At 55.9% G+C, this 26,952-nt stretch carries 21 protein-coding genes; 20 read left to right on the forward strand and 1 reads right to left on the reverse strand.

Annotated features, from left to right (window positions below; all coding sequences use genetic code 11):
* Positions 1-38: 38 nt before the first annotated feature.
* The 20 genes from M987_RS23265 to M987_RS25145 all read left to right on the forward strand — a co-directional run bounded on the left by M987_RS23265 (position 39) and on the right by M987_RS25145 (position 25,045).
* Complete coding sequence (locus M987_RS23265; RefSeq protein WP_014063885.1) at positions 39-362, forward strand: hypothetical protein; 324 nt, start codon at positions 39-41, stop codon at positions 360-362.
* On the forward strand, positions 359-1,354 hold the full coding sequence (gene traU, locus M987_RS23270) for a conjugal transfer pilus assembly protein TraU (protein ID WP_014063886.1): 996 nt from the start codon (positions 359-361) through the stop codon (positions 1,352-1,354). Before M987_RS23265 ends, traU begins: the two co-directional genes overlap by 4 nt.
* 10 nt (positions 1,355-1,364) lie before the next feature.
* Entirely contained in the window at positions 1,365-1,988 is a 624-nt protein-coding gene (trbC, locus tag M987_RS23275) for a type-F conjugative transfer system pilin assembly protein TrbC (RefSeq protein ID WP_014063887.1), read from the forward strand.
* On the forward strand, positions 1,985-3,841 hold the full coding sequence (gene traN, locus M987_RS23280) for a type-F conjugative transfer system mating-pair stabilization protein TraN (RefSeq protein ID WP_014063888.1): 1,857 nt from the start codon (positions 1,985-1,987) through the stop codon (positions 3,839-3,841). The genes trbC and traN overlap by 4 nt, the downstream gene beginning before the upstream one ends.
* Positions 3,842-4,630 (forward strand): type-F conjugative transfer system pilin assembly protein TraF, encoded by a 789-nt coding sequence (traF, locus tag M987_RS23285; protein WP_014063889.1) that lies wholly within the window; start codon positions 3,842-3,844, stop codon positions 4,628-4,630.
* 9 nt (positions 4,631-4,639) lie between these two features.
* On the forward strand, positions 4,640-5,128 hold the full coding sequence (locus tag M987_RS23290) for a hypothetical protein (protein ID WP_014063890.1): 489 nt from the start codon (positions 4,640-4,642) through the stop codon (positions 5,126-5,128).
* Positions 5,125-5,343 (forward strand): hypothetical protein, encoded by a 219-nt coding sequence (locus M987_RS23295; RefSeq protein WP_014063891.1) that lies wholly within the window; start codon positions 5,125-5,127, stop codon positions 5,341-5,343. The genes M987_RS23290 and M987_RS23295 overlap by 4 nt, the downstream gene beginning before the upstream one ends.
* The gene (gene trbB, locus M987_RS23300; RefSeq protein ID WP_014063892.1) at positions 5,333-5,944 is read left to right on the forward strand and encodes an F-type conjugal transfer protein TrbB; all 612 of its coding nucleotides are present in this window, start codon (positions 5,333-5,335) and stop codon (positions 5,942-5,944) included. Before M987_RS23295 ends, trbB begins: the two co-directional genes overlap by 11 nt.
* Positions 5,945-5,961: 17 nt before the next feature.
* Entirely contained in the window at positions 5,962-6,225 is a 264-nt protein-coding gene (locus M987_RS23305) for a hypothetical protein (protein ID WP_014063893.1), read from the forward strand.
* Positions 6,222-7,583: a conjugal transfer pilus assembly protein TraH gene (gene traH, locus M987_RS23310; RefSeq protein WP_014063894.1), complete on the forward strand. Its 1,362-nt coding sequence runs from the start codon at positions 6,222-6,224 to the stop codon at positions 7,581-7,583. Before M987_RS23305 ends, traH begins: the two co-directional genes overlap by 4 nt.
* On the forward strand, positions 7,583-11,008 hold the full coding sequence (traG, locus tag M987_RS23315) for a conjugal transfer mating-pair stabilization protein TraG (protein ID WP_014063895.1): 3,426 nt from the start codon (positions 7,583-7,585) through the stop codon (positions 11,006-11,008). The genes traH and traG overlap by 1 nt, the downstream gene beginning before the upstream one ends.
* A gap of 12 nt (positions 11,009-11,020) precedes the next feature.
* Positions 11,021-11,617, forward strand: coding sequence for a hypothetical protein (locus M987_RS23320; protein WP_014063896.1), 597 nt, complete (start codon positions 11,021-11,023; stop codon positions 11,615-11,617).
* Between the two features lie 184 nt (positions 11,618-11,801).
* Positions 11,802-12,533 carry a conjugal transfer complement resistance protein TraT gene (gene traT, locus M987_RS23325; RefSeq protein WP_014063897.1) on the forward strand — a complete coding sequence of 244 codons (732 nt, stop codon included), beginning with the start codon at positions 11,802-11,804 and terminating at the stop codon, positions 12,531-12,533.
* Positions 12,534-12,721: 188 nt separating this feature from the next.
* Positions 12,722-13,021 carry a hypothetical protein gene (locus M987_RS23330; protein ID WP_014063898.1) on the forward strand — a complete coding sequence of 100 codons (300 nt, stop codon included), beginning with the start codon at positions 12,722-12,724 and terminating at the stop codon, positions 13,019-13,021.
* A 61-nt stretch (positions 13,022-13,082) separates the two neighbouring features.
* A complete protein-coding gene (locus M987_RS23335) occupies positions 13,083-13,391 on the forward strand; it encodes a hypothetical protein (protein WP_014063899.1) in 309 nt (102 codons plus the stop codon).
* A gap of 113 nt (positions 13,392-13,504) precedes the next feature.
* Complete coding sequence (gene traD / locus M987_RS23340; RefSeq protein ID WP_014063900.1) at positions 13,505-16,063, forward strand: type IV conjugative transfer system coupling protein TraD; 2,559 nt, start codon at positions 13,505-13,507, stop codon at positions 16,061-16,063.
* Positions 16,060-21,567: a conjugative transfer relaxase/helicase TraI gene (gene traI, locus M987_RS23345; protein WP_014063901.1), complete on the forward strand. Its 5,508-nt coding sequence runs from the start codon at positions 16,060-16,062 to the stop codon at positions 21,565-21,567. Before traD ends, traI begins: the two co-directional genes overlap by 4 nt.
* Before the next feature lie 27 nt (positions 21,568-21,594).
* Entirely contained in the window at positions 21,595-22,383 is a 789-nt protein-coding gene (locus M987_RS23350; protein WP_014063902.1) for a DsbA family protein, read from the forward strand.
* A 550-nt stretch (positions 22,384-22,933) separates the two neighbouring features.
* A complete protein-coding gene (gene repA / locus M987_RS23355) occupies positions 22,934-23,974 on the forward strand; it encodes a plasmid replication initiator RepA (RefSeq protein WP_014063903.1) in 1,041 nt (346 codons plus the stop codon).
* A 675-nt stretch (positions 23,975-24,649) separates the two neighbouring features.
* Positions 24,650-25,045, forward strand: coding sequence for a DUF2767 family protein (locus M987_RS25145; RefSeq protein WP_245551581.1), 396 nt, complete (start codon positions 24,650-24,652; stop codon positions 25,043-25,045).
* Between the two features lie 20 nt (positions 25,046-25,065).
* Here the strand turns inward: M987_RS25145 and M987_RS23365 are convergent, their stop codons facing one another.
* The gene (locus M987_RS23365; protein ID WP_014063906.1) at positions 25,066-25,833 is read right to left on the reverse strand and encodes a TraX family protein; all 768 of its coding nucleotides are present in this window, start codon (positions 25,831-25,833) and stop codon (positions 25,066-25,068) included.
* Between the last annotated feature and the right edge of the window lie 1,119 nt (positions 25,834-26,952).

Genomic DNA, 26,952 nt, shown 5'->3' on the forward strand with positions numbered 1-26,952 from the left:
CCGCCGTCCGGTGGCTGCGGCACTCCCGGAGATACCCCATGACTCACCCTGAACATATCAGGCCGGTGACGGTTACCCGTGACCGCAACGGCTTCTGGACACCTCCGCACTATTTTCAGCCCGCCAGCGATGAAGCCACCCGGGCTGAATTCGGCGACTGGATGCACCGGCATAACCTGACCTGTGCCACCCGCTGGATGGAAAACGATGCTCCCCCGCATGTGATTGCGGCCTGGGAAAAAGGGAGCACGTGCATCAGTGACTGGCAACCCTCAGCGCCTGCCGGTGACGGCTGGTTTATTGGCTCCATTCATGACACGGAAGACGGTCCGGTCTGTATCTGGCTGCGGGAGGTGAAATGAAACGACTGACATGGCTTGCCGGTCTGCTGCTGGTACTGATGTCCTGGACACCGGTGCAGGCTTCCGCCGCCAGTAACGCCGGTGACGGCCGGTGGGTTAACCCCATCACGGACGTCTGCTGGAAATGTCTGTTCCCGATGACGCTGGGTAACATCCAGCTGGCCTCCGGTCCGCAGAAGGACACCGCCAACCCGTCATCGCCGATCCAGATTTGCCCCGTTGGTGTGCTCTACCGTATTGGTCTGGCTATCGGATTCTGGGAGCCGATGGCGATGGTGGACGTGACGCGTGAACCGGGTGTGATGGTCAACATGGGTGGGTTCAAAATCGACCTGGGGCGAACCGGAACCGGAACGTCCGGACAGAGTGACCGGCCCGCTGCCGGCGCGTTCTATCACGTTCACTGGTACAAATACCCATTGATCTTCTGGCTCAATATCATCACCAGTCTGGGCTGTTTACAGACCGGTGACATGGATATTGCCTATCTGTCGGAAGTCGATCCGCTGTGGAACGACAGCACGCTCTCGATGCTGATTAACCCGGAAGCCGCATTGTTCGGCAACGTGGTGGCTCAGGCGGCCTGTGCGGCGGATGCGGTGGCCAGTGCCGCGGGCATGTCTCTCGCCCCTCTTTTCTGGTGTGCCGGAAGCCAGGGGACAATGTATCCGCTGACCGGTTACACCAGTGGCGAATTTTCACCCCTGGAAACCTCGTTACTGGTCGGGGAGAGAATGGCGTTCAAGATGCACCGCGAGGGGCTGGTCTGGAATTCTGTCGGGGCTGACAACGCGGTCTGTAACCAGTATCCGTCACCCATTATTCCGAAAGACCGGTGGCGATATCAGATGGTGAATATGTACCCCGAGGCAACCAACTGCCACCCGTTCGGCGCTATCACCCAGACCTGGGGGATGAAACACAATTCCCCGTCCTCCAAAAAGAACTTTGGTTACCTCTTCTGGCGCAAACGTAACTGCGTCTTCCTCTAAGGACATGCCAATGAATACCGCTTATCTCCGGGCGCTGATGATCAGCGTCATGGTGTCGCTCGCACCGCAGGCTCTGGCCAGTGCGCAGACTGATATCTCCGTCTCCGACCACAACTGGATCAAAGGGCAGCAGGACGCACTGGCAGCGATGAAAGAAGGAATGCCTGACCCGGGCGCAGGGCTGCCTGTCTTACCGCAGCCGCAGCAGGATCTGATTAACCGGTTGCAGGGCAATATTGCTGCGCAGACCACGACGATGGGGGACAAGGACACCTTTCCTGCCATCTATTTTGTGAGTCTCGGCATTCCCCGGGAAGGGTTACTCCCCATGCTGAAGGATGCGCGCCGCTACAACATCCCGCCCACGTTACGTGGTCTGGTCAACAACGACATGCGCCAGACTGCCGCCGTCATGTTTGAGCTGAACAAGGAGGACAAAGATGCCGGCGTGCAAATTGACCCGACCCTGTTCAGCCAGTACCAGATCACTACGGTGCCCGCCCTGGTGGTGACCTGCCCGGGCCACTATGACGTCATCCGGGGCAGTCTGCCGTTGCAAAAGGCGCTGGAGAAGGTGGCTGAAAGCGGTGACTGTGCCGCAACGGCCCGCCAGCTACTGGAGGCTGCACGATGAGAAAATCACTTTTCACCCTGCTGATGCTGTTTTCGCTCCTGGCCGGTGCTGCTGATCCGGCCTTTGATGCAGGTGCAAGTTTTGGCAAAGGCACGGCATCCAGCGGGACCGACACCCTGAAAAATCCCGGTACGGTGACCAGCGCCATTCCGGGCTATACCGCGAACCCGCCGGAGAAGGGGTATTACGGTGGCGTGAGTGGCGGAGACGGTGGGCTGGCCAGCAAAGGGCAGGCGGCCCTTCAGGGAAATGATGCTGCACAGTCGGTGATCAGTTCCGGGACCACAAACCCGGCGCCCGTCATTGATCCGAAGGCCCCTTTTATCACCATCGGCAAGAACGCGGAGGGTACGGCTGACGGGATCATGGATGGCAGCAGCCAGCAGTGTACACAGACGACCGTGTCAAAATCGACGTTTGATAACTATTCCTGTAGCGCCGATGTGGCGGTGTCAAAAACCTGTACCCGCGACACGCAGATAGATGGCCATTATGAAACCCAGGTGTCCACGAAAACCGTGGTTATCTCACCGGCGACGCTGGTTTTCACGAAAATGAATGACAACACGCTGGAGTTTGCGCTGCCGCTGGATGAACCCGGGGCCACCATGCTGGAAGGTTCAATCACCACGTCGCAAAAAAGCAGCAGCGGAAACCCGTTTTTCAGCTCCACACTGACGTTCTACGGCACCTCAAAGAAGCTGAAAAATGTGAATAACACGTTTGATGTGGATGTGGCCCAGCAGGTTGTCCCGGCTGACGGGATGCTGCGCGGGACACTGACAAATGATGTTTCTGACTATATAGACCAGATGATGTCGTCGGTCATGTCGGCAAAATACCCCAATAGTGATGGCCTTGCGAAAATCACGGCGACAATCACTATCGTGACAACGGTGAAAGTCTGGGTCCCGTCGACGACGACCCCGTCTGTCTGTCCGGACAGCCCGGGAGGAAAGAAAACCGGCTCGGTCTGCACCATCAAAGGCGGTGACCGGCAGGTGGTTGTTGATGGCGTCACACAGACGGTTCACAGCGACTGCTGGCAGTACACCGATACCTATCTGGTCAGCGAAAACACGACCGGCACCTGCGCCTCACTGACCAGCAATGCTGCCTGTACCAAAGCGAGTGAAACCTGCTCTGAGTACATTGACGGCACCTGTTCCCATAAAGACTACATCTATCAGTGCCAGACGGTGCATTCGTCCACGGGCCTGGTCTGCGGTGGCCAGTATATCTGCAAGTCAGGGGACTGCGACGACACCAACGGGGCGGGGGATAACGGGTTTGACACTGCCGTGGCCAAACTCGCTGGCCTGGCCTCTGCTGCTGAAGACGTCAGGGACCAGAACTCCACCATTAACGTCAGAGCCTTTACCGGTAAGGCGATGAGCTGTCGTAAAGCGTTCGCGGGATTCTCCAACTGTTGTAAGGACTCTGGCTGGGGCCAGGACACCGGATTATCGGCCTGTAACGATGATGAGATGGCCATCGGCAAAGCGAAAGCCAAGAAGATTACCGTCAGTGTGGGTGACCGCTGCGATCGTCAGGTTGCCGGCGTATGTCTCCAGACCAGCCATGTTTACTGCGTCTTTGACGGCAAACTCGCCCGCATCATCCAGGAGCAGGGGCGTCGTGACCAGCTGGGCGTGAAATTTGGCAGCGGCAGCAGTCCTGACTGCCGGGGGATCACGGTGCCGGAATTGCAGAGTATCGACTTCGACAAAATCAACTTCGCGGACTTCTACGAAGATTTGATGAAAAACCAGAAAGTGCCTGACACCAGTACGCAGGTGAAACAAATCAAGGATCGTATCGCCGCCCAGGTGAACCAGCAGGGGGGTAAGTAAATGAAACGAAAATGTGTCCTCTGGGGGCTGTTGCTGGCCTTTGCCGGTCAGTCAGCCCTGGCTGAAGAGATAGTGACACCGGCTGATCCGTTTACCGGCTGGGCCTGGTACAACGAACCGAAAAAACCTGCTGAGTCGCCCAAAAAACCGTCACAGCCCGCGCCCCAGGCTGTGCCGGATATGAGTAAGCTGTCCGCGCAGGAGCAGGCAAAAGTGTTGCGCGGGTACACGATGGAGGCGCTTAACCGCGCCATCCTGTACCCGACAAAAGAGAATACGGCAACGTTCCTGCGCTGGCAGAAGTTCTGGACTGACCGGGGGTCGATGTTCAGCCAGTCCTTTGCAGCGGCGCAGCTGAGCCACCCGGATCTCGATTACAACCTGGAATACCCGCACTACAACAGCATGGCCCCGTTTGTGCAGACGCGTGACCAGCAGTCGCGGCAGAACGCGGTGACGCAGCTGGCGCACCAGTACGGTCTGTTTTACTTCTACCGGGGCAGTGACCCGATTGATGTGCAGATGGCGGGGGTGGTGGCCGACTTTGCCAAAACGAACGGAATATCACTTATTCCGGTGTCGGTGGATGGCCAGGTGGCGGCGACGCTGCCTCAGAGCCGCCCGGACACCGGGCAGTCGCGGTCGATGAACATCACCCACTTCCCGGCCCTTTTCCTGGTCGACCCGGCCAGCAAAAACTACCGTGCCCTGTCCTACGGCTTCATGACCCAGGATGACCTGTCGAAGCGATTCCTGAACGTGGCCACCGGCTTTAAACCGAATTCCTGAGAGCGCCTTATGCTAAATACACTTTTCACCCTCATCCGTGATGCAGGGCGGTTCGCCCTGTATTCCTTTGTCCTCGGCCCGGCCCTGTTGATGTATGTCTTTGTGATGTTCGCGGCCTCTGACAGTTCACTTTCCCGGCAGTTCCTGACGACTTTTCATGGCCTGACTGACGGTGTGCCTCCCGGCAAGGTGATGGGGTGCGTTAATGAGCCTGAGATGGCAATACGCCCCTCACTACCGAAACCCGGAGAGAAGTTAAAGCCTGTACCTCCGTTAGAGAAAGCGCCGCCTGAAGTGTTATGTGAGCGTGGCCCCGTGGACAGCGATTCATGGGTTCGCTCAACGGATTCCGTGTTGTGGAACCTCTGGATTCTGGCGGCGATATTTGGCAGTTATCTGTGGTTTTTTTCCCGTTACCTGTCCCGTGTCGCCCAAAAGCGTATTTCACCAGACAAACATTCGGCTTTGGTACTACAAAAAAAGGAAAAACACGAATGAACACATCCCTTGTCGCAGGACTGATTTTCTGGGGCACGATGGCGCGCGTACTGAGCGAGCTGATGACCCTGTCTCCTGAGCATACCCAGCAGGGGTTGCTCTGGTTATGTAACGGGATGTGGGTGGGGGCAGCCGGGATACTGATTTACGCCGGGTGTCGCTGGTTACGTCATGACAGAACGCAGGACAACAAGGAGGCCGACCATGAACATTAAATCCGGACTCACCGCCCTGCTGATTGCCATGCCGCTGCTGGCTCAGGCCGGGGCGCGGGAAGAGCTGGCGTTGCTTGAGGCTGCCAAGACAGCAACGCCAGTTCATGATACGGCTCTGGCAGCGTCTGCCGTTCCGGCACCTGCGCCAGTAAACCTGATGTCGCTGCCGGACGGGCGCAAGGCCAATATGAAGGATTATGCCGTGGTGCTCTTTATGCAGGCCCACTGCCAGTACAGTGCGAAGTTCGACCCGCTGCTGAAAGGCTGGGCTGACCAGCACGATATCAGGGTGTACCCGTACACCCTGGACGGGGGCGGGGACGGGTCTTTCCCGACGCCGATGATCCCCCGCAAGACGGACCCGAACTCGCCCATAGCCGATGAAATCGTCACGTTCTTCGGCAATGGTCTGCCCATCGCCACACCGACCGCCTTTGTGGTCAACGTCAACACCCTGAAGGCGTACCCGCTGACGCAGGGCGTGATGGAAATTCCCACGCTGGAAAGCCGTATGGCGAGCCTGATTCAGGCTGACCTGGATAACGTCGACCCGAAAACGCTGCCGCCGATGCCGGCAAGTGCGCAGGTCACCCCTCAGTAAGACTACCGGACTTCAACATGACTACAACATCGTATGCATTATCGCGTGCCGAGCGCGTGTGGCTGCTGTTCAGCATGACGTTGCTGGCATCCGCCGCGTTTTACGGGACGCTGGCCCATAGCGTGGTCAGCGCACTGTCCCGCCCGGATATGACCCTTTACCTTCAGGACGTGCCGGTGCTGCTGCTCATTTCGCTGAGTGTCGGCTTCTTTTTTACGGCCACCGGGCTGTACGTCTGCCGTCTGACCCTGTCCCGAAAACCCCGTGAGGAGATCGCATGATTAAGACACTGATAACGGCAGGCGTTGTCTTTCTGGCCGGGCTGGTTGCACTGCCGGCGCAGGCGGACGTTAACGGCGACCTGAACGGGTTCTTCGGCAGTCTGGGCTACAGCGGCAACGTGTCTCAGGCACAGGCCTGGCAGGGACAGGCGGCCGGGTACTTTTCCGGCGGTTCGGTTTATTTGCGAAACCCCGTCAAAAACGTCCAGCTCATCTCCATGCAGTTGCCTTCCCTGAACGCCGGCTGCGGCGGTATCGATGCCTATCTGGGGTCGTTCAGTATGATCAGCGGGGAAGAAATTCAGCGATTTGTAAAACAAATCATGAGTAACGCCGCCGGTTATGCCTTTGACCTGGCGCTTCAGACGATGGTGCCCGAGCTTAAGCAGGCAAAAGACTTCCTGCAAAAACTGGCCAACGATGTGTACAGCATGAACATGAGTTCGTGTCAGGCGGCGCAGGGCATTATCGGCGGGTTGTGGCCGGTCACGCAGGTATCGCAACAGAAAATCTGTCAGGACATTTCGGGCGAAACCAATATGTTTGCCGACTGGGCGGCATCCCGTCAGGGCTGCACCGTAGGCGGACAGAGTGACAAGGTGACCAGCAAGGCTGGGGACGATGAAAAAGACCAGGTACTGAAAAACAAGAACCTGATCTGGGACACGCTGAGTAAAAACGGCCTGCTGGGCAACGACCGTGCGCTGAAGGAGCTGGTGATGAGTACGGTTGGCTCAATCATCTTCAACAAGGACGGAGACGTCACCATTCTGACGCCACTGGTTGATAACCGGGATCTGATTAAAGTGCTGATGCGCGGCGGTACGGCAAAGGTCTACGGCTGCGATGAAGCCACACTCTGTCTTACGCCGGTTGTTGTGAACCTGACCATCAGCGAATCCAATGCGCTGGTCACGCTGGTCAAAAACCTGATGCTGTCGATGCAGAACAAACTGGTCGATGACAATGCGCTGTCCGATCAGGAAAAAGGGTTTGTGAACACCACGTCGGTGCCTGTTCTGAAATACCTGACCAACGCCCAGAGTATGGGGATGAGCGCCACTTACCTGTTGCAGGTGGCTGACTTCATCGCGCAGGACCTGATGATCCAGTACCTCCAGGAGCTGGTTAAACAGGCGAGCCTGTCGCTTGCCGGCAAAAACTTCCCGGAAGAAGCCGCTGCGAAACTGCGCGACAACGTCATACACGCCCAGGGGCTGCTGGCTGACATGAAACTCCAGTCGGCCGCTGACCAGAATGCGCTGGATGGCATTGACCGCAACATGCAGTACCTGCAACAGCAGGTATCCACCATTGTTTCCGGCTCTTATCAGAGCAATTACCGCTGGGGTGACTAATGCTTGAAATTTACACTATCTATGGCGGGGGGATGTGGAAAACGGCGCTGGACGCCATTGTCACCCTGCTGGGGATGAGCACGTTCAGTACACTGTTACGTATTGCCGGCACCTTTGGGGTGCTGGCCGCCCTGTTTTCCTTCATCAAACAGCGTAACCCGATGGTCATGGTGCACTGGCTGGCCATCTTCATGATCCTGACCTCTGTCCTGCTGGTTCCCAAGCGTTCTGTGCAGATTATCGACCTGTCAGATCCGGCGGCAGTCTGGAAAACCGACAACGTGTCGGTGGGGCTGGCGGCAATTGCGTCGCTGACCACCAGTATCGGTTACAAAATGACTTCCGCATACGACATGCTGATGGCCAGACCGGACTCGGTCACCTACAGCAAAAGCGGGATGTTGTTTGGTTCACAGATTGTGGCGGAAACCAGTGATTTCACCACGCAGAACCCGGAGCTGGCGCAGATGCTGCCGGATTACGTGGAAAACTGCGTGATTGGTGACATTCTGCTGAATCACAAGTACACCGTGAACCAGCTGCTGAACTCCACCGACCCGCTGGGGCTTATCACCAGTAACCCGAGTCCGCTGCGCGGGATATTCAAAACCACGGATGCCACCCGTCAGTTTCTGACCTGCCAGCAGGCGGCCGCGCAGATAAAGACGCTGGCCAATGCAGAAGGAAATCCGGCCAGTGCCACCTTCACCATGCTGACCAATAAAATTTTCGGCAACAAGGTGAACGGGGCGACCCTTCTGGCGAATGCGATGGGCGAAAGCTACGGATATTTTTATGCCGGTGGGCTGAGTGCTTCGCAAATCATGAAAAACAACATCACCAACAGCGCGGTGCGGCAGGGGGTGAAAGGGTTTGCGGCACGATCTTCTGACACCGCGAACCTGCTCAATCTGGCGACCGAGAACGCGGCAACGAAACAACGGCTCAGCTGGGCCGCCGGTAATGAGCTGGCTACCCGCACACTGCCGTTTGCGCAGTCGCTTCTGATGCTGATCCTGGTGTGTCTGTTCCCGCTGATGATCGCGCTGGCGGCGTCCAACCACAGTCTTTTTGGCCTGAACACGCTGAAGCTGTATATCTGCGGTTTTATCTACTTCCAGATGTGGCCCATCATGTTTGCCATCCTGAACTTTGCCGCTAACTTCTGGTTGCAGACCAAAACCGGCGGTACTGCCCTGGTACTGGCCAATACCAATGTGGTGGCATTGCAGCATTCTGATGTAGCGAACCTGGCCGGGTATCTGTCGCTGTCCATCCCTCTGCTTTCGTTCTATCTGACGAAAGGGGCGGCGGCGATGGGATCTCAGGTGGCGGGCAGTGTGCTCAGTTCGGCCGCGTTCACCTCCGCAGGAGTGTCGGCGACGACGGCAGACGGCAACTGGTCGTTTAATAACATGTCGATGGATAACGTCAGCCAGAACAAGATGGACACGAACCTGATGCAGCGTCAGGGCCAGCAGACCTGGCAGGCGGATAACGGTTCGACACAGACCCAGACCGCCGGTGGCCATACGGTTATCGATGGTTCCGGGGCGATGTCAAACCTGCCGGTGAACATGAAACTCAGCCAGCTGGCGAGCAGCGGATTCCAGGAGTCGGCGCGGCAGTCGCAGGTACAGGCCCAGACGGCACTCGACGGTTACAACCACAGCGTTACCAGCGGGTGGTCACAGCTTTCGCAGGTGTCTAGCCAGACGGGAACCAGTGACAGTCTCAGCAAAGGCAGCGAAAACAGCCAGGCCACGAATGCTTCTCGCGGTGCCAGCATGATGATGTCCGCAGCGGAGAGCTATGCGAAAGCGAACAACGTATCGACGCAGGAAGCATACAATGAGTTGATGTCGAAATCCGTCGAAGGCAGCGTTAATGCAGGTGCCAGCGCTAAATTTAATACTGGTGACCAGGCGTTTGGCAAGATTGGGAAATGGGCTACAGGTGTTAGTTTGGAAGCTCATGGCGGAGCAGAAGTTAAGGGAGCAAGTGGGAGCTCTCATGGCACACAGGAGACGCATTCCAGTAATCAGGATATGCGACATGACCAGAACAGCCAGGCGGTTAATGATTTCCGTCAGGGTATGGATATGGTTACCAGTAGTCGTGTGACAGATGGTTCAAACCATACGGAGAATGCAGCAAGCAGTAATGTTCAGCAACTGGCAGCCACGCTTAATGACGCACAAAGCCAGTACCATCAGTACACCACCAGTTCAACCCAGAGCAATGAGTTCAGCCGGATGGCCACGATGGCGCAGAACCGGAGTGCCAGCCTTGATACGAACTACACTCAGGAATTTGTCGACTGGGCGGGTAACAAGTACGGTGACAAGGCTCAGTCCATGCTGACCAGCGCACCAACGGCGCGTGAAGCGGCGATGGAGTTCGTTAACGAACGACTGAAACCTGAAATTACCGGTGATTATCAGCAGGGGCGTTCAGACCTTGCCAGCGGAGCAGAACATGCGGCATTCAGTGGTGAGCATGTTGTGCAGCCTGACTCTCAGCCGCAGCAACGAAGCAACACGCCGAGAGATGGAGGAGTCAGTTACAGCGCAGTGACTACAGAGTCAGACGGTGCCGGTATGGCCAGCCGCTCTGATTCAGGCAGTCATCAGGTCACCGGCGGAATGGCCGATGTTGCCGGCGGGCCGGAGGGGAGCCGGAAGACAGGATATTCAACTGAGGGCTCTGGAGCTGAATACAGAACTGAACAGTCATCAGCATCAGAAGGGCGCACCCTGTACGCATCTGATAAACAGAATCGTGTCGATAATACCGGTTCTGGCTCATATGGCGACTCTGCTCAGGGAGAAATTCATTCGGGAGTTACACGTCATCAGGAATCAACAGTAGCTCCGCATAATGGCGTGAATACCTATACCAGCTCTGCTAATGGTGGTCAGAACGGAAAAGCCGGTTATGAGGCAGAGAGTTCAGGTTCTGTTGAGCGCACCCATCAGGCCGAATCTCATTCCGCGAATATTCGGGAACATGAATCCGATACTATCCGGACGCATGGGGTGAAAAGTGATAATTCTGTCGGTGCAGCAGAAAGCGGTCGAACCTCCGGTAATACAATGCAGGATGCCTTTAAAGGAAATCAGATAAAACTGCACGAACAGTCGGGACGAAATTTTGAGCCGCAAAATGATATACAGCGCCGTGTTGCGGAACAAAGATCTGAAAATGAGCATAAAATCAACGAATCTGCTGGGGAAATTGGAAAAAAAGAATCCACTGTTCAAACATCCAGTGATATATTGAAGGGAGAACTACATAACTCAAAAAGTTCATTCTCTGATGGTTTAAATAAAGAGAAAGCAAATCAGGGGGAATCTTCTCCTTCTGAAAATGATGAAGATATGAAACGTAGATTAGCAGAGCTGAGATCAAGAAAAGCGGGCTAATTCGGAGGGTATATGGCATATACAAATGGTGATGCAAAAAAAGAAATTGCAGAGATTATCTCTGGGATAGGTAGTGATGAACGCCCTGTTTCATCGACCAAAGAAGCTTTCAAAATTATAGCTATATACCCGACTCTGATGCTCTTTACAGTCATTCTCATGTGGTTTGTTTTCTATGCCATAATGGTTCTGACAGGGGATAATTCAGGGCAGAAAATTAGCTTTTATTTTGAAGCGGCTCAGTTAATTATGGGGTATGGAGGATGGGTGTCCATCGGTGTGACAACCGTAGTTGCAATATTCTTTATACTCATTAATTATTCAACTGCATTGTTATATCTATCTATACCTGAAGACATTCGGCGTCGTTCTAAAATACTTGCCACCATGAAATCTACAGTAAAGAAGATATCTCTGATGCTATGGCTGGGGGCCACCTTGTTGTCATTCGTTGGAGTGTGGTCTGATTGGATGATCTTGCTGGCCGGAAGCATTCCTGCTGTTTTGTTCATTTCAATCTTTATAATTAATGGATATCTTGGAATTCAGAGCGCCCGTTACGGTCTTGGATCATTGATGTCAACAGCTAACAAAATGCTTAGTCGATAGGGCTTATTAAAAGCCTAACTTCAGTGAAATTTAATTCCGAAAAGTAAATAGTCCCGATACCTCTTGTTGGTTCGGGACTTTTTATTCTAGCACTTAATGTAAATTCCTCTTTAAATCAGCCGATAACAAACCTGTTAGCTATATCTCGCTAACGGGGATGTATTTCTATGCACAGGACGAAATCATGAAATTAAAACAATTAGCAGTCGTTGGCTTAGTCGCGTCTTCACTGGCGCTTTCAGGTTGTGGAGCCATGTCCACCGCAGTGAAAAAACGTAATCTCGATGTGAAAACCCAGATGAGTGAAACCATCTGGCTGGAGCCGTCATCAGAGAAAACCGTTTATCTTCAGATCCGCAACACGTCTGACAAGGACATGTCCGGACTGCAAACCCAGATCACCAATGAACTTGCCGCGAAAGGCTACCGCGTCTCCAGCTCACCGGACACTGCCTACTACTGGATTCAGGCCAATGTCCTGAAGGCTGAAAAAATGGACCTTCGCCAGTCTCAGGGGTTCCTGAGCAGTGGTTATGAGGGCGCTGCAATGGGTGCGGCTCTGGGGGCGGGTATCACGGCATATAACTCCACATCAGCGGGGGCGACCCTGGGGGTGGGGCTGGCAAGCGGCCTGATTGGCATGGCTGCGGATGCGATGGTCGAGGACGTCAACTATACGATGGTGACCGATCTGCAGATTTCCGAACGCAGCAAAGCGACCGTCACAACGGACAATATCGCCGCCCTGAAACAGGGCACGTCAGGCGTGAAGGTACAGACCAGCTCTGAGCAGGGTAACCGTGCCAAATACCAGACCCGTGTGGTGTCGAACGCCAACAAAGTGAACCTCAAGTTTGAAGAGGCGCAACCCGTACTGGAAGCGCAGCTGGCCAAATCTATCGCCGGTATCATGTAATATCCAGCGGCTGCGACGACCGTCGCAGCTGTTCTTCCTTTCTTCCTGATTTTCACCGTGTTCATTCCTGAGCAGGGTGCGTCAGTGCTTTCTGTCAGTCCCCTGAAATTACGCTTCCTCGCATGACTGCGCCAGGCGCAGCCCTGTCTGCGGCGAGCGTTGCATACGCAACAAAAAAGGAACTCTCGATGAATACAACATTCTTCTCCCGTACCGTAAACGTGCTTTTCTTTTCCTTTCTGACGCTGGTCAGCACCATTTATTTGCTGGAGCGATTTGGCGTCGAGCTTCTGAAATGGCGGGCTGGGAGTTCATTACTTCAGACCTACACCTCAGCGTTGTCATCAGCAGGTTTTGAGTGGGCCAGTGAGCTGAACACGATTGTTGTTCTTCTTATTTTCCTGTGCGGTGGCCTTCTGGTTTCCCTGCTCACGGCTTATTTTTTTGGTGTTATTGCTTTGTTTTCGAGTCAACTCAAACGTTCGTGAATCAAAGAAATATTGAACTGAAACAAGCCCTGTCACCGGGGCATGTTAACGGGAGGACATCATGCGTTTTGAAAGTACAGAAGGCGATCTTACCGGTTTATTGCACCTTATCCATCTGGAAAGTGAGCTATTGATGGCGGTGGCATACCTTCGGGTATTCGGTTCACTTCCGGATGGTGTGGGTATCACCCTCATTGCATACTGGGCCGGTTATGAATACACCCTTTATGGGTTGGCTCCCGGTGAATGGCATTCAGCAGCTTATGCTGATGTGGCCTCGTCAGTTCGCTCTGTTGCTGCGGGCATTAATGAACAGGACTGGGAAGACGGGTGCCAGCAGGCCAGATATGAGCTGAGCCAGATGGAATAATCCGACGCTTTCCCGTTCACAGCACCGCATTTTTGCACCCCCTCGTTTCCTCCTTATTTCCTGAACACACACATCACCGCACCGGTGATGTGATAACGGCTGGATAAATCTCTATGAGCTTTGCAGGTAAAAACCTCACCCAGGGCGGGCAGATGACCGCCTATCGCTGGCGCATGTTCATTCAGGTGAACAACTGGATAGGATTCTGGATTTTCATCCTGTTTGCCGTGCTGACCGCTGCCATCTTTCTCTTGCGTGTTCCGCAGGAAACCCTCGATAACGGCTCGCTGTGGTGGTTCGCCAGCCTCAACAGCAGCTTTATCGATCTGATGCCGGCAACGGGCACACCGAAGGTCTACGACGTTCACTACTGGTATGCCCCCACCGCGACGGCAATGGTCCTCAAAATGACCCTGCCGCAGATTTTTACCGACCCGTACATGCAGGCAATGGGCGCTCAGTGCCTGACGGAGCTTCAGTGGGCGGCAGGCGGCAGTGGTCTGTTCAGTATGGTGGTGTTTCTGGCAGTGACCTGGTTCATTGCTGATATCGGGCGCAAGGAGAGTGAAGACCAGTACATCTCCGGGATGCAGCTGACGGATAAACCCGCAGAGGTGAACAGGCTGCTGCGCAAGAACGGTGAGCTGTCCGATTTACGCGTGGGTGATCTGCACATGGTCAGGATGGCCGAAGTGCTGAACTTTCTGATGCACGGCACCATTGGTGTCGGTAAATCGACCCTGATCCGCTGGCTTCTGGACCACATCCGCAAACGTGGCGACAGGGCCATCATCTACGACTCCGGCTGTACCTTCACGGAAACCCACTACAACCCGGATACCGACTTCATTCTTAATTCCCACGACGAACGCTGCGCTAACTGGCAGATGTGGGGGGAATGTATTGATGCGGTGGATTACGACAACCTGGCCGCCAGTCTCATCCCGGTGGAAGGGGAGTCTGATCCGTTCTGGGTATCCAGTTCGCGCACCATCTTTGCCGACCTCGCCATTCGCATGTCGGTTGACCCGGATCGCAGCATCGAAAAGTTCCTCAAAACCCTGCTGTCACTCAGCATGAAAAGCCTCCGGGGTTATCTGGCGAATACCCCGTCAGCAAACCTGGTCGAGGAGAAAATCGAGAAAACGGCCATCTCCATTCGTTCCGTGGTGACCAACTACGCCAAAGCACTGCGCTACTTGCAGGGGCTGGATGACGGAACAAAGCCCCCGTTTACCATCCGGGAGTGGATGACCCAGGAGCGCTATGACAACAGCTGGCTGTTTATCTCCACGCAGGCCCGTCACCGCAAGAGCGTGCGACCGCTGATCTCCCTCTGGGTTTCACTGGCCACGCTGATGTTACAGAGCATGGGTGAGAACAGCGATCGCCGGGTGTGGTTCATTATCGATGAAACACCGAGTCTGCAACGTATCCCGGAGCTGGCCGAAACACTGGCGGAAGCACGCAAGTTCGGGGGCTGTTTCGTTCTGGGGATGCAGAACATGGCGCAGCTGGTTCACGTCTACGGCCGCGAGCTGGCCAAAAGTATCTTCGACCTGATGAACACCCGTATGTACGGCCGCTCCCCGAGTGCGGAGATGGCCAAAGTGGTGGAAGAGGAGCTGGGTAATCAGCGTAAGCGCGAGATACGCGAGCAGAACAGCTACGGTCTGGACCAGGTGCGTGACGGGGTGTCGCTCGGCAAGGACAAGGTCAACAACCCTGTCGTCGATTATGAACAGATCATGCGGCTGCCGAACCTGAGTTTTTACGTGCGTCTGCCGGGTGAATACCCGGTGGTGCGGCTGAAGCTGAAATACCGCGAAATGAAGAAACATCATCCAGGACTGCTCGAGCGTAACATCCGTGACGCACTCAGTCCGGAGCTGGAGAAGGTCATTCAGCAGATCGAGCGCGAAGCGACTGCGGCCGGGCTGACGTTCCCGACCGGTGATGAGCTGATGGAAAAGGGTGGCGACACTGCAACCAAAGCGGTGCCTGCGTCTGAACCGGCGGGTAAACCCCACGATGAACCAGCAAGTAAACCCACAGTCACCAGACAGAAACCGCTCAGTGTCGTTCAGGCTGAACAAGAGCAGCTGCCTGAACGGGAGCCTGTGGCAGAGAAGCCGGAGATGCAGAATCACAACACCCTGACAGGCCATGTCACAGAAGAGAGAAAAGATAACGTTGTATCGCTGCGCCCCTCCGGCCCACTGAAAGAGGCAGTGGTGGTGAAAACACCGCCAGCACCATCCCCCGACACGACAACGTCAGCACCTGCTGCTGACTCTGCCGCTTCACTGCCTGATGCCCTGAAAACCCTGCGTAACCGTCACTCCGTGCCAGAACAACCTGCTGCATCGCCACTGGGCATGTTGCACAGGGCGCGTCAGCGTCCTGCATCGGGTGACAGTGATCAGCAAGCGGAGGACAACGGCGGGGGAGAAACGATGAACCTGGAGATGAAGGTGGCCACACAACCTGACGGGGCACTGATCGTGACCACGGCCGGAAAGAACCTGCCACCTGACGCGCCTGCGGACGAACACCGGACTAACCGCCAGCTGGCGCAGGAAGAAGAGAACATTTTACTTCACCGTGATGCGGGCGATCCGGGTTACGACGAAAACGACCAGCGTTATGACGACAGAGAGCCTGAATTATGATGTCAGTCGCCCCCGTAGCATCAGCCGGCGAGGCCGCCGGCTACTACAGCAATTCCGATAACTATTATTTTCTGGGCAGCCTCCAGAGCCTCTGGATGGGGGAAGGTGCGAAAGAACTGGGCCTTGAAGGCAATGTCCGTAGCGATGACCTGACGGCCGTGCTCGAAGGCCGTCTTCCGGATGGTTCGCGCCTCGGAAAAGAGGTTAACGGACAACATGTTCACCGGCCAGGCCACGACCTGACCTTTTCCGCGCCCAAAAGCGTCTCCATTCTGGCACTCATCGGCAACGATAAAGAAATGGTCGAGGCGCATAACCACGCCGTCCGCGTGGCGGCTGGCTATGTGGAGAAGCTCATCTCGGCCCGCGACACGAAAGACGGCGTTACGTCCATCGTACACACCGGCAAGATGGTGGCGGCCGCCTATACGCATGATACCTCGCGCAATCTTGATCCGCAGCTGCACACCCATCTCCTGATTGCCAATATGACGGAGTATGCGGGTAAATGGAAAGCCCTGGCCACGGACTATATCCATAATGCCGGATTTATCGAAACCGTCATGAAGCACCAGGTCACCCTCGGGAAAATCTATCGCAGCGCGCTGCGCGAGCGGGTTGAAGCGCTCGGCCATGAAGTGGAAGAAGTGGGCAAGCACGGGATGTGGGAGATTAAGGGCGTTCCGGAAGAAGTCAGGGACGAATATTCCTCCCGGGGCCGGGAAATTCAGGGGGCAGTGGGGGCAGAGGCCACACTGCGCAGCCGGGATGTGGCCGCGAAAGACACGCGACGCGCAAAGGTCGATCCGTCCCGCCTGCGGATGATGGAGCGCTGGCTCGGGCAAATGAAGGAAAAAGGCTTTGACCTGAAGGCCTATCAGGAGAGTGTGGTGCCGCGTGATGCCGGGCAGCGCGATACGCCGCCACAGCCGGAACGGGTATCACCAGCCATGCCTGCCCGTGCTGAACAGGAAGCAGGAACACAACCCGAAAAGGCCACCCGGACAGAGAAAAGTCCGCAGGCGGACGCCGCACCGGCGGTGCGGGATACCCCGGCGCACCAGCCAGAACCACAACAGCCTGACAGCGCGAGTCAGTCATCCCCCTCGCTCACTCAAAATCTTTCACCCGGCAGGACGTCGCCGCCGGTGTTGTCGGTGCCCGCTGAGGCCCCGCTGCCGGACGTGGCAGAAGCGGTAAGGATGGCCATCTCACAACTGAGTGACAGCAAGACCCGCTTCACCTTCGGGGAACTGATGCTGAGCACCGCTGAACTGAGTGAACAGCTGCCGGCTATCCAGGCCATTCGTGACGCCATCGATGCCTCACTGAAAGACGGCATGATTGTGCCGCTGGACAGTGAAAAGGGCGTGTTCACCTCCCGTATTCACCTGCTGGATGAACTCTCCATCCAGGCTCTCAGCCAGGAACATCTCAAATCCACCCGGGTCGTCAGTTTTACCCGACCGGAGCAGTATGCCCCGCCGGCGCTGGCGGTTGTGGAGACGGACGCCCTGGTGCTGATGAACGCCCCGTCCGGCGTTGCCGGCATTCGTGACCTGACCGCGCAGCTGACCGGGATTTCCACCGCGCTCGGGCGCGATGTGCAGGTGCTGGCCAGCTCTGTGGAGCGGGCCATTTCGCTGGCCAGAACCGATGACCTGCGCGAGCGGATCATCAGTCGCCAGCATGTCCTGAGCGGCGATTTTCATCTTAAACCGCAGAGCACCCTGATTATTGAAGGGGCCGAGCGTCTGGGGCTGAAAGAAACGCTGGTCCTGCTGGGCGAAGCCCGTGCGCAGGATGCACAGCTGGTCTTCCTCGATAGCGCGGGACGCCAGGCGAACGGCAACGCCATGTCGGTGCTGGAGTCCGCCGGAGTATCCCGTTCCCGCCGCACGGAGCCTGCGCCAGGGCTGGAGGCGGAGGTTATCAGCATCCCGATCAAACGTGACCGCTATGAGGCGCTGGCCAGCCGCTTTGCTGAGCTGAGCGGCGGCAGTGAAAACGTCACCGCTGTCGTGGTCGGCAAACGGGAACAGGCGCAGCTGACCGGACTGGTGCGTGATGCGTTACAGAACGCCGGCCAGCTGGGGCGGGATGGGGTGGATATTGAGGCACGTCAGCCGGTCTGGCTGGACAGTAAAACCCGCCGCATGTCCGGCTCATACCGCGCAGGTATGGTGCTTGAGGATCGCAGTGATGCGAAAGCGCGTAAATCGTATGTGATTGACCGGGTGCATGAGGACACGCGGGTGCTTTCCCTGATTGACGGCGATGGCGTGCTGACCCGGACGAAAATCGGGGATGTCAGTGCTGACTGGCGGCTGTTCAACCGCGAAACCCTGAATGTGGCCACCGGTGAGAAACTGCTGGCCGTGGCGGGCGACCGCGAACACAGCCTGAAGGCAAAGGACCGCCTGGAGGTCACCAGTATCAGCGAAAAAGGGATAGAAGTCAGACGTGGGGACACCACCCTGACGCTTCCCGTGGACCAGCCACTTTACCTCTCTCACGCCTATGTTTCGGCACCGGGTGGCAGGGACAATGATACCGGCGTGGTGCTGGCTGCACTGAACAGCCGGGATATCTCGACGCAGACCATGAACTCACTGGCACAGAGTGGCCATCGTGCGGAAGTGTTTACTGCTGAGGTACAGGACCGGGCAGAAGCGCGGCTTCAGCGCATGAAAACCAGCACCTCACCCGTGCAACTGGTCCGCAGTCTGAGTGGCCGTGAGGATGTCAGCGAAGCCGTTGGCTCCCTGCATGACAATGTCAGAACGGAGGCCGGACTGGCGGTATGGCGTGCCATCAACGACCAGCGCGATGTGGTGTTCAGCGAACTGAAGCTGGCAGCCCAGGCGGAGAAATATCACCCGGATCTGGATTCTGTGGGGCATGAGATTAGCGCGATGATTAAAACGGGGGAGCTGCTTCAGGTATCGGCCGGGGGCGAACCCATGCTGGTCGCCCGCGCGACCTGGGAGATGGAAAAGGCCATTCTGCGCGTGGTGAGCGAGGGGAAAAACACGCAGCAGCCACTGCTGGAGCAGGTCCCTGATGCGGTGCTGAACGGTCTGACCGGCGGCCAGAAAGCGGCCACAACCCTTGTTCTGGGAACCACTGACCAGTTTATCGGGATTCAGGGATACGCGGGGGTGGGGAAAACCACGCAAATGAAGGCCGTGAAGGGGGCGCTGGAGACGCTGCCCTCTGATGTGCGACCGGAACTGACGGGGCTTGCCCCGACGCACCAGGCCGTGAAAGAGATGAATGATGTGGGTGTCCGGGCACAGACCATCAAATCCTTTATCGTGGAGCATGATCAGGCAACGGCTGCGGGTGAGAAACCCGACTACAGAGGACAGCTGTTTCTTATCGATGAGTCCTCGATGGCAGGTAACCAGGACACGGCGGCCCTGTTCCAGGCGATAGCGAACGGCGGGGGCCGGGCAGTATCAATGGGAGACATCGACCAGTTCGAATCTGTTGATGTGGGTGCGCCCTTTAAGCTGGTGCAGGAGCGCAGCCCGATGGACGTGGCCATCATGAAACAGATTGTCCGTCAGAAGGATGTGCAGCTGCGTGGTGCCGTCCATGACATCATTGATAACCGTATCGATGCCGCCCTGACGCGTATTGAGGCGCAGCCGGCTGACCGCGTGGCCAGAACGGAAGGGGCAACGCTGCCAGACAGCCCCTTTCAGGAAACGGAAACACCTGTGGCCGATATTGTGGCGGACTGGATTGGACGCACGCAGGCTGCCCGGGCGCAGACGCTTATTATCACCCAGCTGAACGCCGACCGTCAGGCGGTGAATGCCGGTATCCATGCACAGATGGCCAGCCGGGGTGAACTGGGTGAGCAGGCCATCACCGTTCCGGTGCTGAACAAAATCACCCATACCCGCCATGAGTTTAACAAGACAGCGGCATGGCAGACCGGCATGGTGGTGAAACGCGGCGACCGCTACCAGGATGTTTTGGCAGTTGACCGCAACGGCAACACGGTCACTGTCCGTGACGAAGAGGGCAAAATCGGGCTGTATTCGCCAAAACAACTCATTACGGGCGATGTGCAGCTGTTCAGCCGCAGCGAGATGGAGGTCCGCGCCGGCGACCTGCTGAAATACACGGCGACCGACAAGGAGCTGGGTCAGATGGCCAATCAGCGCTACACGGTGGAATCGGTCAGTGAGACGGGGCATATCCGTCTCAGGGGCGAAAACGGGCGCGTCACCATCAACCCGCAGGATGTCCGGGCGCAGCAGCATATCGACTACGGCTGGGCAGTGACCGGCTACGGGGCACAGGGGGCGAGCACCGATTACGTCATCGCACTTGAGGGCACGGAGGAAGGGCGTAAGGCGCTGGCCACCCGCCGTGCGTTCTATATCTCCACTTCACGTGTGAAGGAGCACGTCCAGATTTACACCGACGGGAAGGAGAAGTGGGTTAAAGCGGTCAAATCACCGGAGCGCGATATCAAAACGGCCCACGATGCGCTGGCACCCGAAACGCAGCGTAAGCAGGCAAAAGCCATCTGGGCAATGGGACAGCCGGTCAGTAAAACCGCAATTGGACGAGCCTGGGTGCGACATCAGGGTATGCAGGAGGCGTCCCTGACGGCGAAAGTTATCCCGGCAACCCGTCGATTCCCGGAGCCGGCACTGGCGCTGCCGGTGTATGACAACAATGGCAAAAGTGCCGGTCTTGCCCTGGTTTCTCTGGTTCCCGGTCCTGAAGGTCGTATGACGCAGGGCGACACCCGCATGATAGCCACAGAACAGGCCCGGGGGGCCGTGTTACAGCGAAGCCAGTCCGGAAACACGATTGTGGTCAGTGACCTGACTGCCGCGCTCGATACTGTCCGCAACCATCCAAAGGACGGTGTGGTCTTGCAGACCAGCGATGAACCTCCTTCAGCCTACCTTCTGAAAGTCAGTGGTGGAAGTGTCAGGAGCGAGGAGGAAGGACTTGCTCAGCGTATCAACGCCAAAGAGAGTGACATCCTGCTTACGGCAAAAGCGGAACGTAATGAAACCGCGTCAGAAACAGTGGATCTTAAAGCTGCCCTGGCTCAGGAAGAAGCCAGACGCCAGCAACAGGAGCCTCTTATCAGTAGGGCACTGTTACAGGAGAATGCGACAAAAGATGTGGAGGAGAAATTCATGTATACAGATCCGGATGTTATTCACATTCGGCCTGATATGCTCACGGAAAGTGATGGTATTGAATCCGTAAAACCTGACAGTCGGGTATTGAAACAAATTGCTGCCAGTGACAGTAACGCCGCCAGTGAGGCTGGAAGGGAACTTCGTCACGAGAGCCTGCCTGAAACTGCCCGTTCAGGCAAAGAACAAAATGCAGCATCACTGATTGTTAATCAGCTTGCCAACAGTGAACGGGATATTGTTCGTCAGCCGGACGCCGGCGAACGTGGGCGTATGCCGGAACATGACGAACAGACCCTAAGCCGTACCATTCAGAAAGAGCGTTAATCCCCCTTTAAACATGAGAATTCAGCAATGAAAGCAAACAAATTAGCGGCATTAGTAGTTACAACATACATTAGCTTTGGTTTTACTGCACACGCCTCGGCTCCTCAGCCGGTATTCAGCCCGGAGCAGGAAGCCCGGATCGGAGAAATCGCCGCAGAGTATCTGGTGGCTCACCCGTCAATACTGGTCACGGTCAGCCAGAAACTTCAGGCCCGACAACAGGAGCAACAGCAGAAGATATTTGCACTCAGCGTGATGGAAAATCAGGCCGCCCTGTTACATGACCCCGACACACCGGTGGCGGGACCGGATGATGCGAAAGTGGCGGTGATCGAATTCTTTGATTACCAGTGTGTGTTCTGCAGCCACTTCGCCCCGGAGCTGGAGAAGGTCATGAAGGCGCAGCCGGACGTGCGGTATTTCTTCAAGGAGTGGCCCATCTTTGGCAGCCGCTGGGACACCTCGCTGCAGGCTGCACAGCTGGGTCTGTCGGTCTGGAAAGAGAAAGGGGCACAGGCGTATGTGACCTACCATAATGCGGTCTACGCCACCGGACACGATGAAGGTGCCCTGACGACAGAAGATATCCGGGAGGCGGCCGTAAAAGCCGGCGTCAGCGAGCCGGCGAAAAATGACCACACGGCGTTGCTGGAGAAAAACAGCAACCTGGCAGAGTCGCTGGGACTCACCGGTACGCCCGGGATCATCGTCATGCCGCTCAGTGGTGCCACGCCAGACACCATAACGGTATTTCCGCAGGCTGTTACCGCCGGGCAGCTTCAGGCTGCCATCCGTAAGGCCACTCAGACACACTGAGTGTGCTCCCTGAAGGCAATCTCCCGCCAGAGGTTGTCTTTCAGGTTCTGCGCGTACCCGCCACCTTATCTTCCCGCACCTTTGCGCTTCCTCGATCAGGCCTGCCGGCCTGATGCTGCGGCGAGCGCTGCTGTCAGAAGCGCCATACAATCAATCGTTACCCTACTAACGATATCTGGTCTTACATCTGGAAAAAGCGGTAACTAACAGGTAATATTCGGATCGTCGGCGATCGTCTTGTGGTGGGACAGGTTGCTGATTCAGATTACTTTTGTTACCTAACTCAAACTGACGTTTGACTGCTTTGTGGTGAGGCAGGCGGGTGGCAAAAAAAACGTTATCCGGGAGAAATGCGGACTTCCGGGAACATACAGGGATGGGGCGTATCCAGGAAAACGCTCAGGAGCAGGTGACGGGGATTTCCCGGAGCCTGAATGCAAAAACCCCCTGAAATCTATCCACTTTGGCGGGCGGTTCAGATTCAGGGGGTCCAAAAGCAGGTGCGGTGCAAAGCGCAAGCGAGCACGCAACCTGTGCAGGATTATAACGCATGCACCATAGAAAACAACACCCGAAAGGTGAGAGTGACATTCCATTATCCGTCCACTGGTCTGAACTGCCGGAAGATGAACAGATCCGTTTCTGGCAGGATATTGATGCCGGAACACAGGACAACTTCCTCGTTGCACCGGTTAAAAAACAGACGCGCCGCACGCGCGGGGACCATTCCACAAAAGCCAAGTGCGAATTTCCAGTCTGGTGTCGCCCGGCGCACTATAAAAAGCTTTCCGGAGAACTGGGTCATGCCTACAACCGGCTTGTGATGTTTGACAAGGTGACTGGAAAGCCCAGACTGCGCATCCACATCTCGCGTCATCCCCTTTATGTGACCGGCCGCCGAAAGGCGGGGCGTAAATATGGCTTCCGCCCGGAACGCCAGCGTCTGCTTGATGCTCTCTGGCCACTGCTCATCAGCTTCTGTGATGGCGGTAAGCACACTGTGGGTATGTGTATCTCGCGCCTGGCGAAAGAACTTAGCGCCAAAGACGCTAAGGGCAATGTTATTCCCGAAACAGAAGTGACCGTGTCACGGCTTTCTCGCCTCATTGAAGAACAGGTCCGGTTTGGCGTTCTCGGTCTTGCCGAAGAACGCACGTGGGATCGTGATTCCCGCTCCTGGCTCCCGGTTTACGTCTATATCACCCCTGCCGGTTTTCAGATGCTGGGGGTCGATATGGAGAAGCTGCAAAAAGAGCAGGAGAAGAAACTGCAGCTCAGCGCAGAACGGGAAAAGCTGATCCGTGAAGGTGCGATGAGCGAGCATGATGAGATCACTCCGCATAAGGCCCGCCAGTGCTGGTCCGGTCAGAAACGGCGTGACGCGCTGACTTACCGCCGTAAGAAAGGGGCTGAGCGTAAGCGTGCCAATAACCTGATTAAGCTGCCGGCAGACGAACGTCTTCATATCATGAAAAAATGGGTGTACAAAACACTTCCTCATGATGAGGCGTACTGGTGTACGCCGGAACGGCTAACGCAGCTGGCGATTCAGAACCTGTACCAGCTGGACCTGGCACTTTCACCGCCGTAATAGACCGGCGTACCGCACTCACAGATCCTCTGTTCATCTGCCCCTGACCGGGGCTTCTGGTGCTGGTTTTTTCCGGCAAATCCGCGCATTTTTTACCCTTCCCTCCCTGAACCCCAAGGTTTAAGACCCAGTAAAACCATGCTGATGACTCAGAACGCCGGCCATTTTCTTTTTTCCACAGAAATCCGCAAAGGAATAACTTACCTTTTCCGGAAAGGATTAACCGCAAACCCGCAAAATAATCTAAACCCCCTTTTTTTATCGCTCTGTTCATTTCATTCCAGAGTGGATCTTTGTCTTCCGCCACGCTGTGGATAAACGATAATGCCTTCGCGTGCAGCGGCCTCACGGCCGCGCGCTCAGAAAACGACATGATTTTCCTCCCGTCGCACGCGCCGGGCCCCGTTCTGGCCAGAATCCGGCATCGTGCACAAACCTGACCCCTGCTAAAGCGACGCCGCCCCGGCCCGAAGGGCCGGAACACCCTCGCTTTAAGAGGGATGTTGTAACTAGAATCCGGTGTGGCTGCGGGAAAAGTGGCGGTGAGAACTGCGTACACGCTCGTAAGCGCCTGACGGCGCTAACGCGGAGATACAGGCCGCAGGCGGCCTCACTCCGGCCGCGCAAATCAGGTACTGTGCAGCTGTAAGCGGGTGTTGTCTTGCAGGGAGTGGGATGGGCAAGGCAGAAACTATCAATCCGTCACGGCTGACGCCGGTCACGACGCCCCTTACCGGCAGCAATCAGTTCAGCACCTGCTGGCGTCTCCATGCCGCTAAGCGGCATAATGCCCGGAGCTATAATGTCGAAAATACACACTGCGGAGGGGAACGTATGTACTATTCAGACACCTTTATGCGCCAGCATGATGAGATGTGCCAGGTGGTGGGCAGTATCGTTTTTTCGCTGGTTGAAGCAGGGCACGACTCCACAAGCGAAAACATCGTTACTGTGCTGCGAAACGAGCTGGCAGAAAGCGGTAAATGGGAGCCAGACCAGGTCCTGTATCTCCAGCTGGCCATTGATTTACTGGGGCGGTGGCGGGGGCGCGTCATCCCGGGGAAACGATAACCCCCGGGGCTGTGCACCTCTCACCAGACATGCATCAGGATGAGCAGTATCAGCAGGTGCCCGGCATAAGCGATGTAGAAAAAATTCCGGGGCATAAAGCGTGGACAGCCATCCGGACACAGCTGAATGCTCAGTGAAACGGCCATCAGGGGGAGCACCAGCGTGGGAAGCATGGCGAACAGCAGCGTGTCGGCAGGCAGACCCAGCAGATGCGACACCCCGTTCAGACTGCACAGCGACAGCCCGGACACGATCACTCCCGTGCGCTGCACGCCAGGTGTCTTCCCGCCCGTCACCATCACCAGACCGCCGGCCAGCATCAGGCCTGACAGCCCGTAGCTGGCCGGACTCAGCGGCCAGACCAGGATGCCCAGGAGCAGAATGCCTGCCATTAGTCCTTTTTTCCCGTACCGGTACTGAAGGGCAAGCAGCTGCGTGACGCCCGCGAACACGAACAGGATGTTCAGTGCCCACCAGGGCTGATGTCCGGCAAAAGCCAGGCTGAAGACAGGCTGGGTGAACGCTGCCCATATCCACAGCCGGTTTGCCCTCTTCTGAAGCCGTTCTGGTGTGCACTGCACGTTCATCGCCCAGATAAGCGTGAACAGGGGGAAGGCCATCCGGCCAAGCGCATACATCAGGGGTTCCGGTGTCGTCAGCAGCAGGGTATTGACGTGGTCGATGAGCATGGCACCCAGCGCCAGCATTTTGACCATATCCAGGGCGGCAGGACTGATTTTCCCTGGTGTCTGAAGGGGGTGAAGAAGGTCGGAAACCACTTGATTCATTACGTGTACTCTCCTGACGGCACGCCATCAGCAGCCAGCCCTGAACATGATGCCAGAATGCCCTGCCCGTCTGTAACGTTACGCGAACCTTTAATTTTTCCAGAATTTTGCGCGTGGCAAATTCTGATTTATCACGCAGCACGCGCATGGCACCTGCCACATCCTTATTCTGAATACAAAGACTTAAAATATGAAAATCGTTCATGCTATCCTCTTCTCAAGGATATTATTATCGGCAGCAGACGCAATATATTTAGATTAAGGCACGTTGTTCTTTGTGAAAGTTTATTTCATATAATAAGTCATGATTTTCTATCTGATCACGATTTCCCTGTCCTTACCTATGACTTCCGAGTATATGCCAAACATGAATACAGGTGAGCTCCGACGGAGAATATTCACTCCAAGTATGTACACCATAACTCCGTCCTGAATCCACATAATGGTACTTATGCTTATTACTGTAATGCCCTGCAAAGGGTATAGTATTTTGAGTCTGCGTGAGGTTTTTTCATATATATTATTCCGACTGAAACATGACTGCCAATTTAATGAAAAGGAGATTAACCCAGATATGAATATTGACGGAGTTCGTTATAGTGATGCTGCTATTAGTTAATCGTTTTCCTAGTGCGAACAATGTCACTGAGTCATTACTCGTCAGGCACTCATATCTAAATCGTCCATTCCAGACTGAAGCCGACAAACATCTGTCTTAGTCGCAGCTTATTGTCTTCAGGTCTTTGATCTATTTTACTATCAGCAGCGTCACTCCCACCATATATCGCTTCACAGTGGTAATAGAGGGCTTCCAAAATAGCAGCCTCGTTGCACACGTCCCCTGACGTTTCCCGGCTCCGGGCGCTCCCCCCGGCGGGAGGCCAGAGCCTGCGCGCAGCGATGTCACGGGAGACAGACCTCCCCGGACGGGTTCACCGGTTTCCCTTTCTGACGCCAGGGCAGATATGCCACCTGACTTCTGTCCCTGAAAGCTGTCCTGTCCGGAAGCTTATTGTGCGTCCCGAATTAAGGCGTATAGTTGACGGTTTTTTGGCTGTTCCCGACGGCATTCAGCCGGTTCAGGGGGCAGAATTCAGGGGAAACGCCCGCCGCATGATG

The organism is Enterobacter soli ATCC BAA-2102, from assembly GCF_001654845.1.
Lineage (GTDB): Bacteria > Pseudomonadota > Gammaproteobacteria > Enterobacterales > Enterobacteriaceae > Enterobacter > Enterobacter soli.